We start from the raw sequence: 20,280 nt of genomic DNA on the forward strand, positions 1-20,280 counted from the left end.
TGCTCAGCCCCTGTCGCGCGCATGAACGAGGCGCTGTCGCAGGCGCCAGCGCAACCAGCCCGCCCGGATCAGCAGGCACACCCCGTGCATCACCAGCCCGGCCAGCACGATGTCGCTCAGGAAATGCCCACCCTGCAGCACCCGCCCGGCCCCCACCAGCAACCCGGCCACCACGCCGATGCGCCACCAGCGGCGCCGCGTGGCGGGCGTGCCGAGCAGGCCGACCGCCATCAGCGTGAACCCGGTGGCGGCGTGGCCGCTGACGAAGGAGCAGTTCCGGTCGCAGTACGGACTGACCGTGCCGGCGGACTGGAACGGGTGCGGGCCGCCGAACGCGCTGACTTCGGTCGGGCGCGGACGGCCCCAGTGGTCCTTCAGCCCGACGTTGACCACGCCCCACAACCCCAGCACCAGTGCCAGCAGCAGCACCTGCGCGCGGCGACGCCACCGCAGCGGCGTGTGCGCCCTGAACAGCATCACCAGGGACGCCAGCAACAGGAACCGCCCGATCCACGGCACCGCCAGATAGACCCACCGCACCGGCGGGGTGTCCCCCAGCGGAAAGCGGCTGGGTCCGTCCGCGTCGAAGACGGCACCGCTCACGCCCAGGTCCAGCTCCGGCCAGAGGCGAAACAGCGCCAGCGCCACCAGGGTGCAGACGGCCCAGCGCAGCAGCGCGGTCGGGTGTCGCCACTTCATGGCGTGTGACCACCGGGTGTGCGCAGCCGGGTGCGCCACAGCACGAGGTGCAGCGCCTGCCCGCGGGCCTGCGGCTGGCGACACTCGCCGAGGCGCACCGGCGGTTCGAGGCGCTCCAGCCAGTCGGCGGGCAGCGCGTCGCCTTCCCCGACGATCAGCAGCGGCCGTGCGGCGTCGGCTGCGGGATCCACCGGCCAGGCCGCGGTGAGCTGGTAGTGGTCGGTGGCGCGGCGCGTCGGACCAGGTTGCCAGGCGTGCCAGGGCAGGCCGAGTCCGCGCCAGGCGTACTGGCCGTGGGCGATCACCGTGCGGCTGGTGCCCAGCAGGCGGGTGTGCGGGTCGGCGTCGCGCTGCGCACGGGCGGCGGCTTCCAGCGTGGCGAAGGCGCTGTTCCAGCCGCGCATCCGGGCCCACAGGTCCAGGGCACGCGGCGGCATCGCCTGCGGTCCGCCGAGGGCACGCGCCAGGGTGCCCGCCAGCGGCAGGGCGGTGAGCACCAGCAGGTGCAGTGCCACCACCACCGCCGCGGTCTGGCGGGCGAGCCGGCGGCGGGGGGCTGACAGCCACAGCGCCAGCGCGAGGGTCAGTGCTTGTCCGGCGGGCGCGGTCCAGTTGATCTGCGCGCCGGCGCGGACTGCCTGCAACGCGCCGATCAGCAGCAGCGGCAGCGCCAGCCACAGCAGGAAGCGCTGCGCCGGCGTCAGCGTCGGCACGGCCCGCGCCGGCCATGCCCGCGCCGCCACGCGCCGCTGCAGCACCAGCAGCGCCCACAGCGGCCCGAACAGCAGCCACTGTCCCCCGACCCACTCGCCCAGGCGCGCCCACCCGGACCCGTTGGCGCTACGCGGTGCCTGCAGGGTGATGTCGGCGGTGTGCTGCCAGGTCGGCCAGCCCCACGCGGCATTCCACGCCAGGTGCGGCACCAGCAGCAGCGCCAGCACGGCCAGCATCAGGGCCGGTCCGCCCAGCGGATGCCGCGCCGCCACCGGTCGTGTTCCCACCACGCCGACCACGGCGACCAGCAGCACGGCCATCGTGTACTTCGACAGCAGCCCCAGGCCGAGCCACAGCCCGAGCCAGGCCCAGTCGCGCAGACGGTCTTGCTGCTGCAGCCGCCACAGCGCCGCCGCGGCCAGCGTCCAGCACAGCAGCAGCGGGGCGTCCGTCGTCGCCGCCAGCCCGAGCAGGCTGGCGACCGGGTTGCTCAGCGCGATCAGCGCTGCCCACCACGCAGCGCGCGCGGCGCGGGCCGGTCGGTCGCCCGCCATCGTGTGGGCGAGGCTGGCCAGCGCGAGGGCGGTCGCGCCGTGCAGCGCCATCGACAGCGCCTTCACCCCCATCACCGCGTCGCCGAACAGCGCCGTCGAGGCGGCGATCAGCGCGGCGATGACCGGCGGCTTGGAGTAGTAGCCCCACTGCAGGTCGCGCGACCAGCCCCAGTACTGCGCCTCGTCGACCTGCAGGCCGATGGCCGGGTCGAGCAGCACCCCGTGCAGCACCGCCAGCCGCAGCAGCAGCGCCGCGCCGACCAGCGCCAGCAGCCGGCTCCACAGGGCCCGCGGCATCGCGTTCATGGCCGAGGCGCCGTCACCGCCGCCGCCGCCGTGGCTGCCACCCCGTGCCAGCGGATCAGGCTGAGGCCGCGCTCGGCGTGGACCACCTGCCAGTGACCGCCCGCAGCCAGCGTGGCGAGCTGGTCGGTGCGCACCAGCGCCAGCTCGCCCGGTCGCGGCGCGCGGCGCGGGGCTTCCTGCTGCAGGTAGACCGCGAAGCTGGGCAGGTGCAGCCCCCACTGGACGGCGGCGACGGGGCCGGCTTGCTGGCGCGCGGCCTCGGCGGCGTGGCGCACTGGTGCCTGCAGCCGCTCGCCCCACCACGGCGCCAGCGCGGCGTTCACCAGCAGCGCCAGACCGAGCGCGCCGGACACGGCGCTCTCTGACCACGGCAACGCCGGGCGTGTGCCCCACAGACACCAGGCTGCCCAGGCACTCGCCAGGGCCCCTGCGCCGAGCAGCCCGCCGATCTCGACCGGCGCCGAGAGCAGCGCGCGGTACAGCGGGTGCTGCAGCCCCGGCGCGTTCAGCAGCACCAGCAGCGAGCCCCCCACCAGTGCCAGCGGCAGCACGACCAGCCCGCTGGCGAAGACACGGCGCAGCCCGTCCGGCATCGGCCCGGTCAGCGCCTGGCCGACCAGCAGCGCCAGCGGCGTCAGGCCGTAGAGCGCGTAGTGCGGCAGCTTGGTGCCCGACAGGCTGAAGAACACCAGCACGAACCCCGCCCAGCCCAGCAGGTAACGCCCGAGCGGCACCCGCCACAGCCCGCGCACCCGGGCGACCACCAGCCCCAGCACCGGCGTCCACGGCAGCATCAGCAGCGGCAGCACCAGCAGGTAGTAGCCGACACTGCCACCGTGGCCTTCGAGCGTGCCGCCGTAGCGGGCGAGGTTGTGGCGGATGAAGAAACCGTCGATGAAGGCCTGGCCGTGGCGGTCCAGCGCGTAGGCGTACCAGGGCACCGCGACCACCAGCATCAGCGCCCACGCCCGCCCGTCGCCCAGCAGCGTGACCAGCCGCTCGCGCCACACCGCCCGCGGCTCCCCCGCGATGAACAGCAGCACCGCCGCCCCCGGCACCAGCACCGCCACCGGCCCCTTGGTCAGCAGCCCGAGCCCCATCCACAGCCCCGCGCGCCACAAGGCCTGGCGCGCGGCGGGCGATTCGCGCTCGGCCTCCAGGTGGCGCCACAGGTCCAGCGCGGTCAGCGCGAGCCACAGGTTCAGCAGCGCGTCAGCGGTGGCGGCGCGGCCGATGGCCAGCACGCCGAGACTGGTCGCCACCACCGTGCCCGCCGCCAGCGCCACCGCCTCGCCCCAGCGCGGCCGTGCGAACAGCGCCACCGCCACTGCCCAGCTCCACGCCGCCAGCACCGACGGCAGCCGCAGCGCGAACTCCCCCAGCCCGAAGGCGCGCACCGACAGCGCCTGCAGCCAGTAGGTCAGGATCGGCTTGTCCCAGCGCGGCTCGCCGTTGAGCGTGGTGTGGCCCCAGTCGCCGCTGGCGAGCAGCTCGCGCGTGGCCTCCGAGAACGCGCCCTCGTCCACATCGAACAGCGGCACCGCGCCCAGCCGCGCCAGCCCGACCAGCAGCACCACCACCGCCCACGCCCACAGGCGCCAGCCCGGCACTGCGGACACCGCGTGCTCAGGCGCCATCGCCGTCGCCTGCGCCGCGCCGCACGACATAGGGCTGCCCGTGGCGCGCGCCGTAGTAGATGCGGATCAGCAGCTCCGCCAGCACACCCGTCGTCAGGAACTGCAGCCCGCCGATCACGCAGAAAAACCCCAGCGACAGCAGCGGCCGCCCCCCGATCGACTCGCCCAGCAGCTTGAGCACGCCCAGGTAGCCCAGGATGCCCAGCCCCAGCCCGCCCACCGCCAGCCCGATGACACCGAAGAAGTGCCCCGGCCGCGCCGCGAAGCGCTGGAAGAAAGTCACCGCCAGCAGATCAACCAGCACCCGCAGCGTGCGCGAGAGGCCGTATTTCGACGTGCCGTGGGTGCGCGCGAAGTGTTCGACCGGCTCCTCGGCCATGCGCGCCGGCGAGGTCACGGTGGACAGCCAGGCGGGGATGAAGCGGTGCATCTCGCCATAGAGCCGCACCTCGCGCAGCACGTCGGCGCGGAACGCTTTCAGGCTGCAGCCGAGGTCGTGGAAGGGCAGGCCGGTGATGCGCCGGATCAGCCGGTTGGCGAGCTGCGACGGCAGCTTGCGCAACCAGAAGCCGTCCTGCCGCTGGTGGCGCCAGCCGGCGACGATGTCGAGGTCTTCCGTCAGCAGGCGCTGCACCAGGCGGGGGATGTCGCGCGGGTCGTTCTGCAGGTCGCCGTCCATCGTGACGATGACGTCGCCGGTGGCGGCGTCGATGCCGGCCTGCATCGCGGCGGTCTGGCGGAAGTTGCGCGCGAGCTGCACCACGCGGATGTGGTCGCCGACCGTGCGGGCGTGGCGGCGCAGGGTGGCGGCCGTCGCGTCGCGGCTGCCGTCGTCGACGACGATCAGCTCCCACGGCTGTGGATAACTCGCCAGCGCGGCCTGCACGGCGTCGATCAGCGGCGCGGCGTTCTCGACCTCGTTGTACATGGGCACCACCACCGACAGGCGGTGGGCCGGGAGCAGGAGCGCGGGGTGGGTCATGTTCATGTGGTTTGCAGCGCGCTTGTATTTCGATTGGAGAGGGCTGCGGCGGCGATCGCCACCAGCCCGGTCAGGCCCGCCAGTCCCAGCGTCAGGGCATGGACCAGCAGCGCGGCGCCGACCACCGTGGCCAGCGCGGCCTGGCCGCTGCCGCTGGCGATCCACACGCCAGCCTCGTAGCTGCCCAGCCCGCCCGGCGCCTGCAGCGGGAGCACGCCCGCCCATTCGCCGCCCACCGCGCCGCGCAGTGCCGCTGCCGCTGGCAGCGCGCCGACCGCCGCCAGCATCGCGGCGATCACCGCCAGCTTCACCACCCAGTTGCCCAGGCAGCACAGCCAGCCGCGCCCGCTGCCCCGGTGCGTCAGACGCACGCCCGCTGCGACGACGACGCCCGTGGCCAGTGCCGCCGTGGCCAGCGCCGCTGTTGCGGGCCAGTCCGCCGCCAGCGCGGTCCACAGCGTGGCACTCAGCAGCGCCAGCACCAGCGCGTCCTGCACGCGCAGCCACAGCAGGCTGCGCAGCGACTCGCCCGGCGGCACCTGCCAGCGGCGGTGCAGCCACAGCGGGTAGCCGGCCTCGCCGCTGCGCATCGGCAGCCATGCGGCGGCAGCGTTGTGCAGCAGGAAGAGCTGCAGGCATTCGGCGTAGCGGGCGCCGGTGCGCGGCTGCCACTCGGCGTGCAGGCGTGCCGCCCGCAGCGCGTAACTCAGCAAGATCCCGGTGCTGGCCAGCCCCCATTGCCACGCGGGCACGGCCGCCGCGCTGCGGCGCAGCGCTGGCAGATCCAGCGTGCGGCCCATCCACACCAGCGCCGCCCCGCCCAGCAACAGCCCGAGCACCCCTGCGACCACGCGCCGGTGGCGCACCTCAGCCCGGCTCCGAGCCGATGCCCAGCGGCGCCTGTCGCGCCGGCTGTGCGGTGGCCAGCGCGCCGCTGCGGCCCAGGCGGTGCAGGCCCGCGGCCACGCTCCACACGCCCAGCGCCCACTGCAGCGGCAGGGCCAGTCCGTAGCCGCTGTGCAGCACCGCCATCACGATGCCGCAGCCGATCTGCGCGGCGGCCAGCACCTGCTGCCCCTGACGGCTGCACAGCCAGTCCGTCAGCCGTCCCCGGCCGGACAGCTGCCAGCCGATGGCCGCCGTCACCAGCCCGAGGCCGGCGCCGACACACAGGTCCGCCGGCCAGTGCGCACCGACCGCTGCCCGCGACAGCAGCACCAGCACCGCCAGCGCGAGCAGCCCCGCCCGCTGCAGCCACGTCGTGCGCCAGGCCAGCAGGCACAGCCCGAACACCGCCAGCGTCGTGATCGCGTGGCCCGAGGGCATCGCACCGCGCATCAGCGGCTCGCCGATGACGACGATCTGGTCCACGCCCAGCGCCGCCGCCGGACGGGGATGCGCGATCAGCCGCTTCAGCACATGGGTCAGCACACCGCCCACCGGAAAGCACCACAGCAGCGCCGCGACCGGCCGCATCGACCGGACGCCAGCGCCGCGGTGCAGGGCGGCCAGCACGATGAAGGCGCTCAGCCCCAGACCGGCCACGCTCAGCATCGCCCACAGCGCCGGCCAGACCGTGCCGAGCGCGTTCAACAGATGGAACAGCGCGGTGTCGCGGGCACTGCCGTGCAGCAGCGCGCCGCCCGCCAGCAGCACGGCGGCGGCGGCCAGCAAGGGCGGGTGCGACAGGGGGGACGCGCGGTCCGGCGTGGGGGGCGGGGCGATGTGCATGGCGACGCGATCCTCGTCACGTGCTGTGACAGGCGCTTGAAGCGGATGTGACCGGCGCGTGACGTCGCGGCGGGGCGACGTCACGCGCGCTGCCCGGTGCCGACACGGTGCTGTCACGGGTACTGCAGAGGATCTGTGCACCATGGCCCACCTCCTCGTCACCGGCGCAGCCGGCTTCATCGGCGCCCATGCGGCGGCAGCACTCGCCCGCGCCGGCCACCGCGTCACTGGCTGCGACAGCTTCAACGGCTACTACCCGGTGGCGCTCAAGCACGCCCGCGTGTCGGAGCTGCTGGCGCCGCTGGGCGTGCCGGTCGAGCGACTCGACCTGTCCGACATGGCCGCCACGCAGGCCTTCTTCTCGCGCCACGGCTTCGATGCCGTGCTGCACCTGGCGGCGCAGGCCGGTGTGCGCCATTCGGTACAGGCGCCGATGGATTACGTGCAGTCGAACCTGCTCGGCTTCGGTGCGGTGCTGGAGGCCTGCCGGCGCCACGGCGTGCAGCACCTGCTCTACGCCAGCTCGTCCAGCGTCTACGGCCGGCGCGACAACGACGCCGCCCCGACGGGTTTTCGCGAAACCGATCGCACCGACCAGCCCGCCTCCTTCTACGCCGCCACCAAGCAGGCCAACGAGGCGATGGCGCGGGCGACCGCTGCCGTGCACGGCCTGCCGGTGACGGGCCTGCGCTTCTTCACCGTCTACGGTCCCTGGGGCCGGCCCGACATGGCGTACTGGAGCTTCGCGCAGCGCCTGCGCCGCGGCGAGCCGCTGCAGCTCTTCGGCCGCGGCGAGCTGCGCCGGGATTTCACCTTCATCGACGACGTCACCGACGCGCTGGTGCGGCTGGTCGCGCGCGGCGCACCGCCGGCCGATGCCGAGGGCGTGCCGTCCGCGCTGTTCAACGTCGGCCACCACCACCCCGTGCGCGTGGTCGATTTCGTGCGCACGCTGGAAGCCGTGCTCGGCTGCGAGGCGCGCATCGAGTTCGCACCGCTGCAGGCGGGGGATGTGCCCGACACCAGCGCGGATCCGACCCGCCTGATCGAGGCGATCGGCCCTTGGCACTGCACGCCGCTGCACGACGGGCTGAGCGCCTTCGCGCAGTGGCTGCAGCGCTGGGAGTCGGTGCCGCGTCCCATGCTGGTGGCGGCCTGAGTCCGCGCCTGAAGGAGGGTCCACACCATGCACCATGACACCCTGTCCGGCGAACCGCAGGCGAGCGATCGCCTGTCGGTGCGCACTGTCTTCATCTCCGACGTGCACCTGGGCACGCCGGGCTGCCAGGCCGAGGCGCTGCTCGACTTCCTGCGCTGCGTCGAGTGCGAGACGCTCTACCTCGTGGGCGACATCGTCGATGGCTGGCAGCTGATGCGCCGCTGGTACTGGCCGCAGGCGCACAACGATGTCGTGCAGAAGGTGCTGCGCAAGGCGCGCAAGGGCACGCGGGTCGTGCTGGTGCCGGGCAACCACGACGAGTTCGCGCGCCGCTACCTCGGCCACAGCTTCGGTGGCATCGAGGTGGTCGAGGACGCGGTCCACCAGACCGCCGATGGCCGGCGCTTCTGGGTCATGCACGGCGACCTGTTCGACGGCGTGGTGCAGTGCGCGCCGTGGCTGGCCCACATCGGTGACAGCCTCTACACGCTCGCGCTGCGGCTGAACCGGGCGCTGAACTCGGCGCGGGCGCGGCTCGGGCTGCCGTACTGGTCGCTCTCGCGCTACCTGAAGCTCAAGGTCAAGCGGGCGGTCAGCTTCATCGGCGATTTCGAGATGGCGGTGATCCGCGAGGCGAAACGCCGGGGCGTGGACGGTGTCGTCTGCGGCCACATCCACCATGCCGAGCTGCGCACGGTGGACGGCCTGACCTACGCCAACGACGGCGACTGGGTCGAGAGCCTGACCGCACTCGTCGAGCACGGCGACGGGCGGCTGGAGGTCATCGAGTGGGCCGAGGTGCTGCGCCAGCGGCAGCGCGCGGCGGCGCCGGCGCTGCCGCTGTCGATCACGGCGACGTGAGGCGGGCGGCGCCGCTGGTCGGCGCGGCCTTCGGGATGGGCTGCAGCGCCTGCACGAACTGGCGTGTCGCGGCCTCCCAGGTGTAGCGCTCGGCGAAGGTCCGCACGCGCTGGCGGTCGCACTGCAGCGCGGCCAGGCAGGCGCGGCGCAGATCGGTGTCGATGACGCCGCCTTCGCCGCTCGGGCCGACCACGTCGATCGGGCCGGTCGCCGGCAGCGCCGCCACCGGCGTGCCGCAGGCCATCGACTCGACCAGCACCAGCCCGAAGGTGTCGGTCTCGCTCGGGAAGACCATCACGTCCGCGCTGCGGTACAGCGTCGCCAGATCCGGCCCGGACAGCACGCCGAACCAGCGCACGCCGGGGTACTGCCGCTGCAGCCGTGCCGCTTCAGGCCCTGCGCCCGCGACCCATTTTTCCCCTGGCAGATCGAGCTTCAGGAAGGCGTCGATGTTCTTCTCCACCGCCAGCCGGCCGATGTAGAGAAACACCGGCCCGCTGCCCTCGGCGCGCGGCAGCGTCGGGCCCTCCGGGGTGAAGAGCTGCAGGTTGACGCCGCGGCTCCAGTGGGTGGGCACGCGGTAGCCCTGCGCGCGCAGCTCGGCGCCCATGTGCTCGGTCGGCACCAGCGTGGCCTGACCCGCGTTGTGGAAGCGGCGCAGCAGCGCGTGGCTCCAGGACACCGGGATGCGCGTGCGGAGCTGGACGTACTCGGGGAAGCGGCTGTGGTACGCCGTCGTGAACGGCCAGCCGCGCGACAGGGCCACCGAGCGCGCCGCCCAGCCGAGCGGGCCTTCGGTGGCGATGTGCAGGCAGTCGGGCGCCAGCGCATCGAGCACGCGGGCGATCCGGCCCGGCGTCACTGCGGCCAGCCGGATGTCCGGGTAGGTCGGGCACGGCACGCTGAAAAACCCCTGCGGCGACACGAACTCGACCTGGTGGCCCAGCAGGCCCAGCGCGTGCGCGGTCATCTTCAGGGTGCGGACGACGCCGTTGACCTGGGGTTCCCAGGCGTCGGTGACGATGGCGATCTTCATGGACGGTCCTTGCAGGGAGTGGAAATCGTCGCGCGCGTGGGCGACGCGGGCATGAGAGATGCCGGGGGCTGGCGCTGCAGGTGCCGGTGGCGCAGCGCGATCAACGCCATCAACCCGGCCACGAGCACGCCGAATCCGCGGATCAGCGCACCGAGGCCGAGGTCCAGCCCGGTGCACAGCGCATAGCCGCCGAGCATCAGCAGCACGCTGGCGTTCTCGTTGAAGTTCTGCACGGCGACCGAGCGGCCCGCGCTCAGCAGCGTGCTGCCCCGGTGCTGCAGCAGCGCGTTCATCGGCACGACGAACAGCCCCGCCAGCAGCCCGGCCGTGGCCAGCACCAGCGCGGCAGCCGGCCATTGGTGCACCCACTGCATCAGCAGGACCACCAGCCCCAGCGCCACGCCGAGCGGCAGCACCTGCGTCGCCCGTGCCAGCGGCACCCAGCGCCCGGCCAGCGCCGCGCCCAGCACGACACCGGTGGCCGACAGGCCCTGCAGATACGCAGCCTGTGCGAGCGTCAGCCCGAGCTGTTCACCCGCCCAGCGCAGCACCAGGAACTGCAGCGTCGCGCCGACGCCCCAGAACAGCGTGGTGGTGGCCAGCGAGACCTGGCCGAGCGGGTCGGACCAGAGCCGCGCGTTGTCGCGCCAGAAGGCCCGCCACTGCCGTGGCAGCGGCGGTGCGGCAGCGTAGCGGGCGCCGCTGTCGGGGATGCCCAGGTTCAGCAGCGCGGCCAGGCCGTAGAGCGCCAGCAGCGCCGCGAAGCCGAAGGCCGCGAAGCGCGGCTCGCTCAGCCCGCCGCCGAGCACCGTGCCGAGCAGGATCGCCAGCACGGTCGTCACCTCGATCCAGCCATTGGCGGCCACCAGCCGCTCTGCGGGCACGAGTTCCGTCACCAGCCCGTACTTGGCCGGCGAATACACCGCCGCCCCCGCCCCCGCGACGCAGAAGCAGGCCGTCACCGGCGCGCCCAGGGCCATCGCCGCGCAGGCCAGCGCCTTCACGGCATTGGCCGCGCCCATCACGCGTGCCTTGGGCCAGCGGTCCGCCAGCGGGCCGACGACCGGCGCCAGCAGCACATAGGCCAGCGTGAACACCAGCTTGAGCAGCGGTGGCAGCCACGGCGGCCCGCCGGCGGCCGCCACCTGGGCGATTGCCACCAGCAGCAGCGCGTTGTCGGCCAGTCCGGAGACGAACTGTGCCCCCATCAGCAAGTGAAAACCGCTGCGTTTCACGCCGGTGCCCGTTCGCTCGATCCGTCAATCGGGCGAGTGTCGAAGGCGGGCGTGACTCCCGTGTGAAAGGGCTGGGCGCCCTTCGGTCTACATGCGCACCGACTTGCCGAGGAAGAGCACCGGCCCGGTCGGGCGGCCGATCGGCGAGCCGCCGGCCGGCTCCAGCGTCAGCTCGAAGAGCTGGCGCTCGCCGATCTGCGGCAGCTTCTGTGCGGGCAGCTCGTAGACCGCGCCGGTGCGCACCAGACCGAGCGAGGTCGGACCAGTGGCGCCTTCGGCCTTGGTCCAGAACTGCAGGGTCTTGCCCTCTGGCGGTTCGGCCGTGGTGCCGATCGGCACGAGGCGCACGCGGTCCCCCGCGGTGACTTCCACCACCCAGCCGGTGTCCTTGTCCGGGCCTTGCAGCACGGCGAGGTAACGCGGGCCGGCCGGGGCGTCGGCTGGGGGTTGCTGCACCAGCAACACGGCGAGTGCCACCGCCGCTGCCGCAGCGAAGCCGCTGGCCGACTGCCACAGCCGCACCAGGCGCCACGAGGGCTGGTTGGCCGGCGCCACAGGCCGGGCGGTGGCCGGCAGCGGTGTGGCGCCGAGCCGCTGCTCGATGCGCGGCCACAGCGTCGCCGGGGGATCGACGGGGGCGGCGTGGCGGGCCAGTCCGAGCAGGCGGTCCTGCCAGGCGTAGACCCGTGCCTGCAGGTCGTCGTCCACGGCCAGTTGCTGCACGAAGGCGGCGTGTTCCTCGGCGGACAGCGTGCCCAGCACGTATTCGCCTGCGGCGGCGTCCCGGTCTTCCGGGGTGGTGAGGGGTGCATTCACGACATGCACTCCTTCAGCGCCAGCAGGCTGCGGCGGATCCAGGATTTGACCGTGCCGACCGGTGTGTCCACCCGCCTGGCGATCTGTTCATGGGTCCAGCCTTCGACGAAGGCGGCGACCAGGCATTCCCGACGCTTCTCTTCCAGGTGCTCCAGGCAGCCGTCGAGCCGGTCGGCGGCGCCGTGGTCGGGCGAGAGGGCCTCGGTGTGCAGCCCGGCCGCGTCGGCGATCACCTCCAGATCGTCACCGACCGGCACCTCGCGCACCGTGCGGCGGGCCTCGTCGAGCGCGCGGTGTCGCACCACGGTGTAGATCCAGCCGCGGCCGGTGCCGAGGCTGCGGCGGTAGCTCGCCGCGCGCTGCCAGATCAGCAGGAAGGCCTCCTGCAGGATGTCCTGCGCCGTCTCGCGGTTGCGCACGATGCGCAGCACCACCCCGAGCAGGCGCTGCGACTCGGCGTCGTACAAGGCTCTCAGCGCGAACCGCTCCCCGCGGGCGCAGGCTTCGAGGGCGGCTTCGTAGTCGAACGCGTTGGTTTCCACGACGTGCGTTGGCAGATGGCTGGGATGGTGTCCATTCTGGCAGGGAAGCCGTGATGGATGTCACGCCATGCGCCACGTGCATGTGCCCCCGTTCCGGATCAGAACCGGATCGCCAGATCGCGCAGGGCCGGCCCGCTCGCGCCGCCGATCTGCGACAGGGTCGCGTCACCGCTCGTGTTGCGGTAGAGCGTGGCCGCGCCAGTCGTCAGTGCGACGCTGTAGAGCAGGTAGGGGCCGCTGCCCGAGGGGCGCAGCGCCGCCAGGGCCAAGCCGTTGGCACCGCCGCCGATGTCGAAGCCCGCCAGGCCGCTGATGTCGACGCCGAAGGCCCCGACGTTCACCAGCGTGCCGTCGTTCGGTGGCACCTGCTGGGTCAGCACGTCGGAGGCACCCTCCAGGTTGAACAGCGTGGTCGCGGTGGTGCCGGCGAAGGTGTTGCTGTAGGCCGCGGCGTGCACGGTGGCGGCGATGGCGCGGTTGATGGCACCGTCGGTCGTCGTGGCGCCGGTGTCGACGTTGATGCGCAGGTTCTGGCCCGCGTCGCTGATGACGCGCAGGCGGTCGGCAACCGGGTTGAAGTCGACGCTGAAGACCGTGCCGGCGAGGGCGGTGTAGGGCGTCGTGAGGTCGGCCGGATCGGCGGCCAGGGTGGTCCGCGCGGTCGCGGCGCCGGTGGCCGGGTCGAGCGTGACGATGCGGCCGCTGCTGGTCAGCGCGTAGAGAACGCCGTCCACCGGGCGGGTGTCGATGCCCAGCACCAGCTCGCCAGCCGCCAGCCCGGTGATCGCGGTGGTGGCGGTCAGGGTGGTCGGGGTCTTCGGGTCGAAGCTGACGAGGCGGTTGTCGGTGGTCAGGCCGAGGGCGGTCGGTGTGGCGGACTGCATCAGGGCGAGGCCGGCGATGGCCTCGCCGCCGGCCACGGTGTCGACGAGGGTGGCCGCGCCGGTGCTCAGGCTGACGCGGTAGAGCGTCGAGGCGCCGCTGCCACTGCCCAGCGCGAGCCAGCCAGCGTTGTTGCGGGCATCGATGTCGAAGCCGTCCGACCCCGTCCCGGTCACGCCCAGCGGCAGGCCGGCGGCCAGCGTGCCGTTGTTGGGGGGATCCTGCAGGTGCAGCAGGCCGGTGACGGCATCGACGTCGAAGAGCTGCGTCGTCGTCGTGCCCGCGAAGCTGTTGGTGTAGGCCGAGGCACCGATGCGCACCGTGCCGCTGACTGGCGTGATGACCCCGTCGGTGATGACGGCGCCGGTGTCGACGTTGATGCGCAGGTTCTGGCCCGCGTCGCTGACGACGCGCATCCGGTCGGCCACTGGATTGAAGTCGACGCCGTAGACGGCACCGGTCAGCATCACGAAGGCGTTGTCATCGCCCGCCGTGGCCTGCAGGCTGGACTTCACGGTGGCGACACCGGTGGAGGGATCGATGGTGACGATGCGGCCGGCGCTGGTCAGCGCGTAGAGCTTGCCATCGGCCGGGCGCACGTCGATGCCGAGCAGGGACTCCCCGCTGTTCAGGCCGCTCAGGGCGACGGTCCCGACCAGCGTGGCGGGGGTGGCGCGGTTGAAAGAGACCAGCCGGCCGGAGGCGGTCAGGGCCACGGTGTCGCCGACGGGCACGGGTGTCGGGGCGGGCGCGGGGGCTGGTGTGTCGTCGCTGCCGCCACCACAGGCAGCAAGCGTGGCAGCGAGCACGAGTGCGGCGCACGAAAGGGCGGACTTGCGGTGCAGGGTCGGGTGCGACATGGAGAGGCTCCTGGAGGGAAGGGAGGCCGGCGGCGCCGGGTACTCCTTCACTACGGGGCGACTGGTCCCACAGATGCAGCCCGCCAAAAAAAACTATTTCAGCGGCAGTCCCGGCGTGGGCAAGGCGACGGGCATCGATGTCGGCGGGGTGCCGGCATCGGTGGACAGCGCTTCCCGACAGCGCACCGGCCGCAGCAGACCCTGCGAGGGATCCTCGATGGCCCGCGTCATGATGAACGGCGCCTGCGAGCGCACGCCACCGAAGATGGTCGCGAAGGCCACGTCCGCCGCGTCGCGCCCGGTGCCGAAGCGCACGAAGGCCATCGGGATCGCCGTGCCGGACGGGTCGAAGATGTACCAGCGGTCGCCGAGGTAGACCTCGACATAGGCGTGGAAATCGGGCGGGCCGAGCGCGGGGTCGGCGCCGAAGTCGGTGCCGGTGGCGAAGCGGGCCGGGATGTTCAGCGCGCGGCACAGCGCGATCATCAGGTGCGCGAAGTCGCGGCACACGCCGACGCGCTCGATCAGCGTGTCCAGCGCCGAGGTGGTCGAGTTGGAGACGTTGGACGTGAAGCTCACCCGGCTGCGCACCCAGTCCACGATGGCCTGCACGCGCCCGTGTCCTTGCCACAGTGCACCAAATTCGTGCGCAGCGAGGCGCAGCAGGCGGTCGGACTGGCAGTAGCGGCTCGGGTAGATGTAGCCGATGACCTCGGGCGGCAGCCGGTAGACCGGCACCTCGGCCAGATGGGCTGGTTCGGCGAAGTGGTGGGTGATGTCGAGCGTGGCCGCGTAGGACAGCTTGAGCGGGCCGGGCAGGGCGCGCACGCGCATGTAGCGGGTGCCGGTGGCGGCGTCGGTGTGGATGTGCGGCACGACCGGCTGGCTCAGCACCAGGTTCTCGGCGGAGACCTTCTGGCACGCGGTCTGGGCGGCGTGGATGTTGAAGACGAAATCGGCGCCATTGGCATCGATGTCGTAGTTCAGCTCGACTTGCAGTTCGATGCGGATCATGGGGATTGGCGCGGGAAGGCGCCTGGTGGAGAGAGTGGTGGACGGGTGGGTGCCAGTATGCGCGTGCTGGTCATGCAATGCCTGTGCCCGCGTGCAGCCCGTCACGCTTCAGCAGGCGCGAAGACTCAACGCGGGCCCGCCATGGCCGATGAAGCCGAACCATTTCTGCGTCAACGGAGTTCCCGATGAAAGCCCTCTTCACCGTCTCGACGGTCTGTGCCGCGCTGCTGGCCGGGTGCTCGTCCCTGGCACCAACCACGGCCACGATGGCCAGCGCGGGGGCCCAGGCCCCGTCCTGCCATGCCGTGACCGAGCAGGAAGTCGCCGCACTGTTCGACCGCTGGAATGCCTCGCTGCAGACCGGCGACCCGCACAAGGTGGTGGCCAACTACGCTGACCGCTCGATCCTGCTGCCGACGGTGTCGAACAAGCCGCGCCTGAATGCCGAGGAGAAGGAAGACTACTTCCACCACTTCCTGGAGAACAAGCCGAAGGGCCGCATCGACAGCCGCCAGATCCAGCTCGGCTGCAACACCGCCTTCGACGCCGGCCTCTACACCTTCACGTTCGCCAAGACCGGCGGGCAGGTCAAGGCCCGCTACACCTACACCTACCAGTGGGACGGCAAGCAGTGGCTGATCACCAGCCACCACTCGTCGGCCATGCCCGAGAAGACCTGATCCTGATCGGGCGCACCTCAGGTTCCGCCCATGGCACGGGGCGCGGTTTCGGTGGACGATGGCGTCCCTGAACTGAAACAACGGAGGTCCCGTGCCACTTTCCACCTACGGCGTGCTCAAGGGCACCGTGCTCGGTCACCTGCGCAATGCAGACGATGACCACTACCAGCTGCTGGTCGATGCCGGTGGCGAGATGGACCGCATCGCGGTCAACGTCAAGTCCTCGGCGCCGAAGTCGCCGTCCACCGTGCTGTTCCAGACCGTGACCGCGCTGCCGGCGGCGTTCACCGCGGCCTTGCTGGCGCTGCCGGCCGGCTACCGCAAGCTGCCGCACACGAAGGGCGGACTGGCGATCGACTACGTGCGCGGCGGCCTGTTCAAGACGGCGTCGATGAAGCCGGTGCCGCCGGATGCGCCCGGGGTCGACAACGACCTGAAGGACAAGGTCGAGGCCGCCACGCTCAAGGCGATGGCCACGCCCGGTGCGCAGGTCTTCGCCTTCGGTGCCAAGTGGGGGCCGGAGAAGACCCGGGCCGACCAGTATTTCAAGTTCAAGCCCGGCAACGGCATCCACGACATCCACATGAACCAGGGCAACGCCGCGCCCTACCTCGCCGACAACGGCACCTGGCAGGACGGCGCGCTGGTATTCGGCTACCCCGGCAAGGCGGGCGCGGCGTGGACGTGGCGGGCGTTCTTCTTTGCGTTCCAGTCGCAGAGTTTCAGGACGGATGACAAGGGGAATCGGCTGCCTTGAGGCCAGGAAATGGAGCGCGCCTGAAGGATCACCCCGCCGCCAGCGCCCGCCCGATCAGGATCTTCTGCACATCGCTGGTCCCCTCATAAATCTGGCACACCCGCACATCCCGGTAGATCCGCTCCACCGGAAAGTCGCTGACGTAGCCGTAGCCGCCGAAGGTCTGGATCGCCATCGAGCAGACCTTCTCGGCCATCTCGCTGGCGAAGAGCTTGGCCATCGCGGCTTCCTTCAGGCAGGGGATGCCGGCGTCCTTCATCGACGCGGCGTGCCAGATGAGCTGGCGGGCGGCTTCCAGTTGCATCGCCATCTCGGCCAGCCGGAACTGCACCGCCTGGTGCTCGAAGATCGGCACGCCGAAGGCCACGCGCTCCTTGCTGTAGCGCAGCGCCGCCTCGAACGCCGCGCGCGCCATGCCCAGGCTCTGCGCGCCGATGCCGATGCGCCCGCCCTCCAGCCCGGCGAGCGCGATCTTCAGCCCCTGGCCTTCCTCTCCGAGCCGGTAACGCGCCGGGATGCGGCAGTGCTCGAACAGGATCTGCGCCGTGTCCGAGCTGTGCTGGCCCATCTTGTCTTCGAGGCGCGCCACCGTGTAGCCGGGCGTGTTGGTCGGAACGAGGAAGGCGCTGATGCCGCGCTTGCCGGCGGCCTTGTCGGTCACGGCCATGACGATCGCCACGTCACCGTGCTTGCCGCTGGTGATGAACTGCTTGACGCCGTGGAGCACGTAGTCGTCGCCGTCGCGCACGGCGGTGGTCTTCAGTCCGCCCGCTTCCGACCCGACGTGTGGCTCGGTCAGGCAGAAGGCGCCGAGCATCTCGCCACGCGCCAGCGGCTTGAGGAATTCCTGCTTCTGCGCCTCGTTGGCGAAACCCATCAGGATCGAGCAGACGGGGCAGTTGTTGACGCTGATGACGGTGGAGGTGCCGCCATCGCCTGCCGCGACTTCTTCGAGGATCAGCGCGAGCGCCAGGTAGTCGAGGCCCGCACCGTCGTACTCGGTCGGCACCGCCACGCCGTAGCAGCCCAGGTCGGCCAGACCCTTCAGCTGTTCGGCGGGGAAGTGGTGTTCCTTGTCCCAGCGCGCCGCGTGCGGGGCGATCTGGTCTTGGACGTAGGAGCGGATGGCGTCCTGGATGGCGCGGTGGTCGTCGCTGAGCAGCATGGCGGGCTTTCGGGGGTTTTCTTGTGCGTGGGTGCCCGCCTGCGCGGGCATGACGGGGGTGGGATGGGGCGCGGTGCGGCGTGGTGCTGGCTTACCAGGGCTGCGGTGTGCCGTCGTGGTTCAGGAAACGGCCGTTGTCGGACGGGCCGAGGCGGGCGAAGGTGCTGCGCAGCGAGGTGACGCTTTCCTCGACCGACAGCGGCGCCTGCGGTCCGCCCATCGCGGTTTGCACCCAGCCGGGGTGGACCGCGATGCAGGTGGCGCGGTCGGCCAGCGCGAGCGAGACGTCCTTCATTACCGAGTTCAGCGCGGCCTTGGACGCGGCGTAGAGCCAGCCGGTCGACTGCTGGCGTCCGCCGATCGAAGCCATCACCGAGGACAGGAACACCACCCGCGCGCCCGGCGCCAGCGCGTCCAGCAGTTGCGGAATCACGCGCATCGGGCCGAGCACGTTGGTGTGCATGACCTGGTCGAAGTCGAGGTCGCCGGGGGTGTCGAGCGTGCGCAGGCGCGGGCCGTAGACGCCGGCGTTGACCACGACGAGGTCGAAGGCCTCGCCGTCGATCTGCCACGCGAGGCCGGAGACACTCGCCGTCTTGGCGACATCGATCCGCAATGCCTGGGCTCCCAGCGCGGTGAGCGCCTGCAAACCCGTGGTGTCCCGTGCGGTGGCGGTGACGCGCACGCCCTCGTCGCGGTACTGGCGGACGAGTTCCAGACCGATGCCACGCGAGGCGCCGACGACGAGGACGGAGGAGGGAAGGGAGTGGGTTGTCATGGGAGATCCGTGCGGGCCAGTCTGGCCGCCAAACCGAGAAAGAGCACGCCCCCCAGCCCGTTGAGCCAGCGACCCGTCGTCGCGGACCCACGGCCCAGGTGGCGCAGCCGCGCCGTCAGCAGCACCAGCGCAATGAGGAAGAGCGCGCTCTGCAGCACGAACCAGCCGCCGAGCGCGAGGAAGGCGAGGGTCTTGTGCAGGGCATCCGCATCGATGAACTGCGGCAGGAAGGCGAGGAAGAACAGCGCGACCTTCGGGTTCAGCACATTGGTCAGCAGCCCTTGCCGGAACACCCGCCAGTGCGGGACTGGCACGGGGGCGGTGCTCACCGACTCCGTGGTGGTGGCGGTCGGCTTCAGCGCGCTGCGCAGCATCCCGACCGCCAACCAGACCAGGTAGGCCGCCCCGAGCCCCTTGAGCACGGTGAACGCCGTCGTGGACACCGCCAGCAGTGCCGCCAGCCCGAAGGCCGCCGCCAGCGCGTGCACGACACAGCCCGCGCTGATGCCCGCCGCGCCCGCCAGCCCGGTGCGCACGCCGTGCTGCAGCGTGCGGCTGATGGTGAACACCAGATCGACGCCGGGCGTGGCGTTGAGCACCAGCACCGTCAGCGCGAACAGTGGCAGGTCGTGCAGGCCGAGGGTCATCGTGCGTGCCTCACGGCCTTACAGCATCTCGACCGCCAGCGCCGTCGCCTCGCCACCGCCGATGCACAGCGCCGCCACGCCCTTCTTCAGCCCGCGCTTCCTCAGCGCCCCCAGCAGCGTGACCACGATCCGCGCCCCCGACGCCCCGATCGGGTGGCCCAGCGCGCAGGCGCCGCCGTGGACGTTGACGATCTCGTGCGGCAGCTTGAACTCGGCCATCGCCGCCATCGTCACCGCGGCAAACGCTTCGTTGACTTCCCACAGATCGACCTCGCCGGCCTGCCAGCCCGCCTTCTTCAGTGCCTTCTCGATCGCGCCGGCCGGTGCGGTGGAGAACCACGCGGGGGCCTGTGCATGCACGGCGTGGCTGACGATGCGCGCCACCGGGGTCAGCCCGCGCGCCATCGCGGTCGATTCGCGCATCAGCACCAGCGCCGCGGCACCGTCCGAGATGCTGCTGGCGTTGGCGGCGGTGATGGTGCCGTCCTTCTTGAACGCGGGCTTGAGGGTGGCGATCTTGTCGAGCTTGGCCTTGAAGGGCTGCTCGTCGAACTTGAACACCTGGTCGCCGCCGCGGGCCTTGGCCGTCACGGGGGCGATTTCCCAGTCGAAGCTGCCGTCCTCGTTGGCCTGCTTGGCGCGCACGGTGGAGGCGATGGCGAAGTGGTCCTGGGCTTCGCGGGTGAAGCCGTACTTCTCGACGCAGGATTCGGCGAACACGCCCATCGCCTTGCCGCGCTCGTAGGCGTCTTCCAGGCCGTCGATGGCCATGTGGTCGAACAGTTGCGTGGCGCCGTACTTCACGCCCTTGCGCGCGAACATCAGGTGCGGCGCGTTGGTCATGCTCTCCATGCCGCCGGCCACCACCACGTCCGCGCTCTCGGCCTTGAGCATGTCGTGGCCGAACATCATCGCGCGCATGCCCGAGCCGCACATCTTCGACAGCGTCACTGCGCCGGCCGACTGCGGTAGTCCGGCGGCGAGCACGGCCTGGCGGGCGGGTGCTTGACCTTGTCCGGCCATCAGGCAGTTGCCCATCAGCACCTCGTTCACGGCGTCGCCGGGAATGCCGGCGCGCTCGACCGCGGCGCGGATGGCCACGCCGCCCAGTTCCCAGGCGGCGAGGCTGGAGAAGTCGCCGAGCAGGCCACCGATGGGCGTGCGTGCGGCCGAGACGATGACGATCGGATCAGACATGGAAATGCTCCTGTGGTGCCCTGCGTGT

General features: G+C 71.8%; 20 protein-coding genes. 4 read left to right on the forward strand and 16 right to left on the reverse strand.

Going from position 1 to position 20,280, the window contains the following annotated elements; all coding sequences use genetic code 11:
- Positions 1 to 3: 3 nt before the first annotated feature.
- The 6 genes from BDD16_RS08620 to BDD16_RS08645 are packed head-to-tail and all read right to left on the reverse strand — an operon-like array spanning position 4 to position 6,623.
- On the reverse strand, positions 4 to 699 hold the full coding sequence (locus BDD16_RS08620; RefSeq protein WP_179633568.1) for a phosphatase PAP2 family protein: 696 nt from the start codon (positions 697 to 699) through the stop codon (positions 4 to 6).
- Positions 696 to 2,273: an ArnT family glycosyltransferase gene (locus tag BDD16_RS08625; protein ID WP_179633569.1), complete on the reverse strand. Its 1,578-nt coding sequence runs from the start codon at positions 2,271 to 2,273 to the stop codon at positions 696 to 698. Before BDD16_RS08625 ends, BDD16_RS08620 begins: the two co-directional genes overlap by 4 nt.
- On the reverse strand, positions 2,270 to 3,910 hold the full coding sequence (locus BDD16_RS08630) for an ArnT family glycosyltransferase (protein WP_179633570.1): 1,641 nt from the start codon (positions 3,908 to 3,910) through the stop codon (positions 2,270 to 2,272). The genes BDD16_RS08625 and BDD16_RS08630 overlap by 4 nt, the downstream gene beginning before the upstream one ends.
- Complete coding sequence (locus BDD16_RS08635) at positions 3,900 to 4,892, reverse strand: glycosyltransferase family 2 protein (RefSeq protein WP_179636062.1); 993 nt, start codon at positions 4,890 to 4,892, stop codon at positions 3,900 to 3,902. The genes BDD16_RS08630 and BDD16_RS08635 overlap by 11 nt, the downstream gene beginning before the upstream one ends.
- A 2-nt stretch (positions 4,893 to 4,894) precedes the next feature.
- Entirely contained in the window at positions 4,895 to 5,758 is an 864-nt protein-coding gene (locus tag BDD16_RS08640) for a lysylphosphatidylglycerol synthase domain-containing protein (RefSeq protein ID WP_179633571.1), read from the reverse strand.
- Position 5,759: 1 nt separating this feature from the next.
- Complete coding sequence (locus tag BDD16_RS08645; protein ID WP_179633572.1) at positions 5,760 to 6,623, reverse strand: phosphatase PAP2 family protein; 864 nt, start codon at positions 6,621 to 6,623, stop codon at positions 5,760 to 5,762.
- A 142-nt stretch (positions 6,624 to 6,765) separates the two neighbouring features.
- Here BDD16_RS08645 and BDD16_RS08650 point away from each other — a divergent pair, with 142 nt between their 5' ends.
- Both BDD16_RS08650 and BDD16_RS08655 read left to right on the forward strand, forming a co-directional pair.
- Positions 6,766 to 7,782, forward strand: a complete 1,017-nt coding sequence (locus BDD16_RS08650) for an NAD-dependent epimerase/dehydratase family protein (RefSeq protein ID WP_179633573.1) — start codon at positions 6,766 to 6,768, stop codon at positions 7,780 to 7,782.
- 27 nt (positions 7,783 to 7,809) lie between these two features.
- Positions 7,810 to 8,643 carry a UDP-2,3-diacylglucosamine diphosphatase gene (locus tag BDD16_RS08655; protein WP_179633574.1) on the forward strand — a complete coding sequence of 278 codons (834 nt, stop codon included), beginning with the start codon at positions 7,810 to 7,812 and terminating at the stop codon, positions 8,641 to 8,643.
- Here the strand turns inward: BDD16_RS08655 and BDD16_RS08660 are convergent.
- The 6 genes from BDD16_RS08660 to BDD16_RS08685 form a co-directional block, all read right to left on the reverse strand.
- Entirely contained in the window at positions 8,630 to 9,679 is a 1,050-nt protein-coding gene (locus tag BDD16_RS08660) for a glycosyltransferase family 4 protein (protein WP_179633575.1), read from the reverse strand. The two genes, BDD16_RS08655 and BDD16_RS08660, sit on opposite strands and share 14 nt — an antisense overlap.
- Positions 9,676 to 10,914 carry a lysophospholipid transporter LplT gene (gene lplT, locus BDD16_RS08665; RefSeq protein WP_310732810.1) on the reverse strand — a complete coding sequence of 413 codons (1,239 nt, stop codon included), beginning with the start codon at positions 10,912 to 10,914 and terminating at the stop codon, positions 9,676 to 9,678. Before lplT ends, BDD16_RS08660 begins: the two co-directional genes overlap by 4 nt.
- An 87-nt stretch (positions 10,915 to 11,001) precedes the next feature.
- A complete protein-coding gene (locus BDD16_RS08670) occupies positions 11,002 to 11,730 on the reverse strand; it encodes an anti-sigma factor (protein ID WP_310732811.1) in 729 nt (242 codons plus the stop codon).
- Entirely contained in the window at positions 11,727 to 12,272 is a 546-nt protein-coding gene (locus tag BDD16_RS08675) for a sigma-70 family RNA polymerase sigma factor (protein WP_310732812.1), read from the reverse strand. Before BDD16_RS08675 ends, BDD16_RS08670 begins: the two co-directional genes overlap by 4 nt.
- A 98-nt stretch (positions 12,273 to 12,370) precedes the next feature.
- Positions 12,371 to 14,014, reverse strand: a complete 1,644-nt coding sequence (locus BDD16_RS08680) for a DUF4394 domain-containing protein (RefSeq protein ID WP_179633577.1) — start codon at positions 14,012 to 14,014, stop codon at positions 12,371 to 12,373.
- 93 nt (positions 14,015 to 14,107) lie between these two features.
- Positions 14,108 to 15,028, reverse strand: a complete 921-nt coding sequence (locus tag BDD16_RS08685; protein ID WP_179633578.1) for a transglutaminase-like domain-containing protein — start codon at positions 15,026 to 15,028, stop codon at positions 14,108 to 14,110.
- Between the two features lie 185 nt (positions 15,029 to 15,213).
- Between BDD16_RS08685 and BDD16_RS08690 the strand changes: the two genes are divergently transcribed.
- Both BDD16_RS08690 and BDD16_RS08695 read left to right on the forward strand, forming a co-directional pair.
- Entirely contained in the window at positions 15,214 to 15,708 is a 495-nt protein-coding gene (locus BDD16_RS08690; RefSeq protein ID WP_179633579.1) for an SgcJ/EcaC family oxidoreductase, read from the forward strand.
- Positions 15,709 to 15,799: 91 nt separating this feature from the next.
- Complete coding sequence (locus BDD16_RS08695) at positions 15,800 to 16,465, forward strand: DUF2278 family protein (RefSeq protein WP_179633580.1); 666 nt, start codon at positions 15,800 to 15,802, stop codon at positions 16,463 to 16,465.
- Positions 16,466 to 16,493: 28 nt separating this feature from the next.
- Here BDD16_RS08695 and BDD16_RS08700 read toward each other — a convergent pair whose 3' ends face one another.
- The 4 genes from BDD16_RS08700 to BDD16_RS08715 all read right to left on the reverse strand — a co-directional run bounded on the left by BDD16_RS08700 (position 16,494) and on the right by BDD16_RS08715 (position 20,252).
- Complete coding sequence (locus BDD16_RS08700) at positions 16,494 to 17,630, reverse strand: acyl-CoA dehydrogenase family protein (RefSeq protein ID WP_179633581.1); 1,137 nt, start codon at positions 17,628 to 17,630, stop codon at positions 16,494 to 16,496.
- Between the two features lie 91 nt (positions 17,631 to 17,721).
- Complete coding sequence (locus tag BDD16_RS08705) at positions 17,722 to 18,408, reverse strand: SDR family oxidoreductase (RefSeq protein ID WP_179633582.1); 687 nt, start codon at positions 18,406 to 18,408, stop codon at positions 17,722 to 17,724.
- Positions 18,405 to 19,055, reverse strand: a complete 651-nt coding sequence (locus BDD16_RS08710) for a LysE family translocator (protein WP_179633583.1) — start codon at positions 19,053 to 19,055, stop codon at positions 18,405 to 18,407. Before BDD16_RS08710 ends, BDD16_RS08705 begins: the two co-directional genes overlap by 4 nt.
- Before the next feature lie 18 nt (positions 19,056 to 19,073).
- Positions 19,074 to 20,252: an acetyl-CoA C-acyltransferase gene (locus tag BDD16_RS08715; protein ID WP_179633584.1), complete on the reverse strand. Its 1,179-nt coding sequence runs from the start codon at positions 20,250 to 20,252 to the stop codon at positions 19,074 to 19,076.
- Positions 20,253 to 20,280: the final 28 nt, after the last annotated feature.

This window comes from Sphaerotilus montanus (assembly GCF_013410775.1).
In the GTDB taxonomy this organism is placed as follows: domain Bacteria; phylum Pseudomonadota; class Gammaproteobacteria; order Burkholderiales; family Burkholderiaceae_C; genus Sphaerotilus; species Sphaerotilus montanus.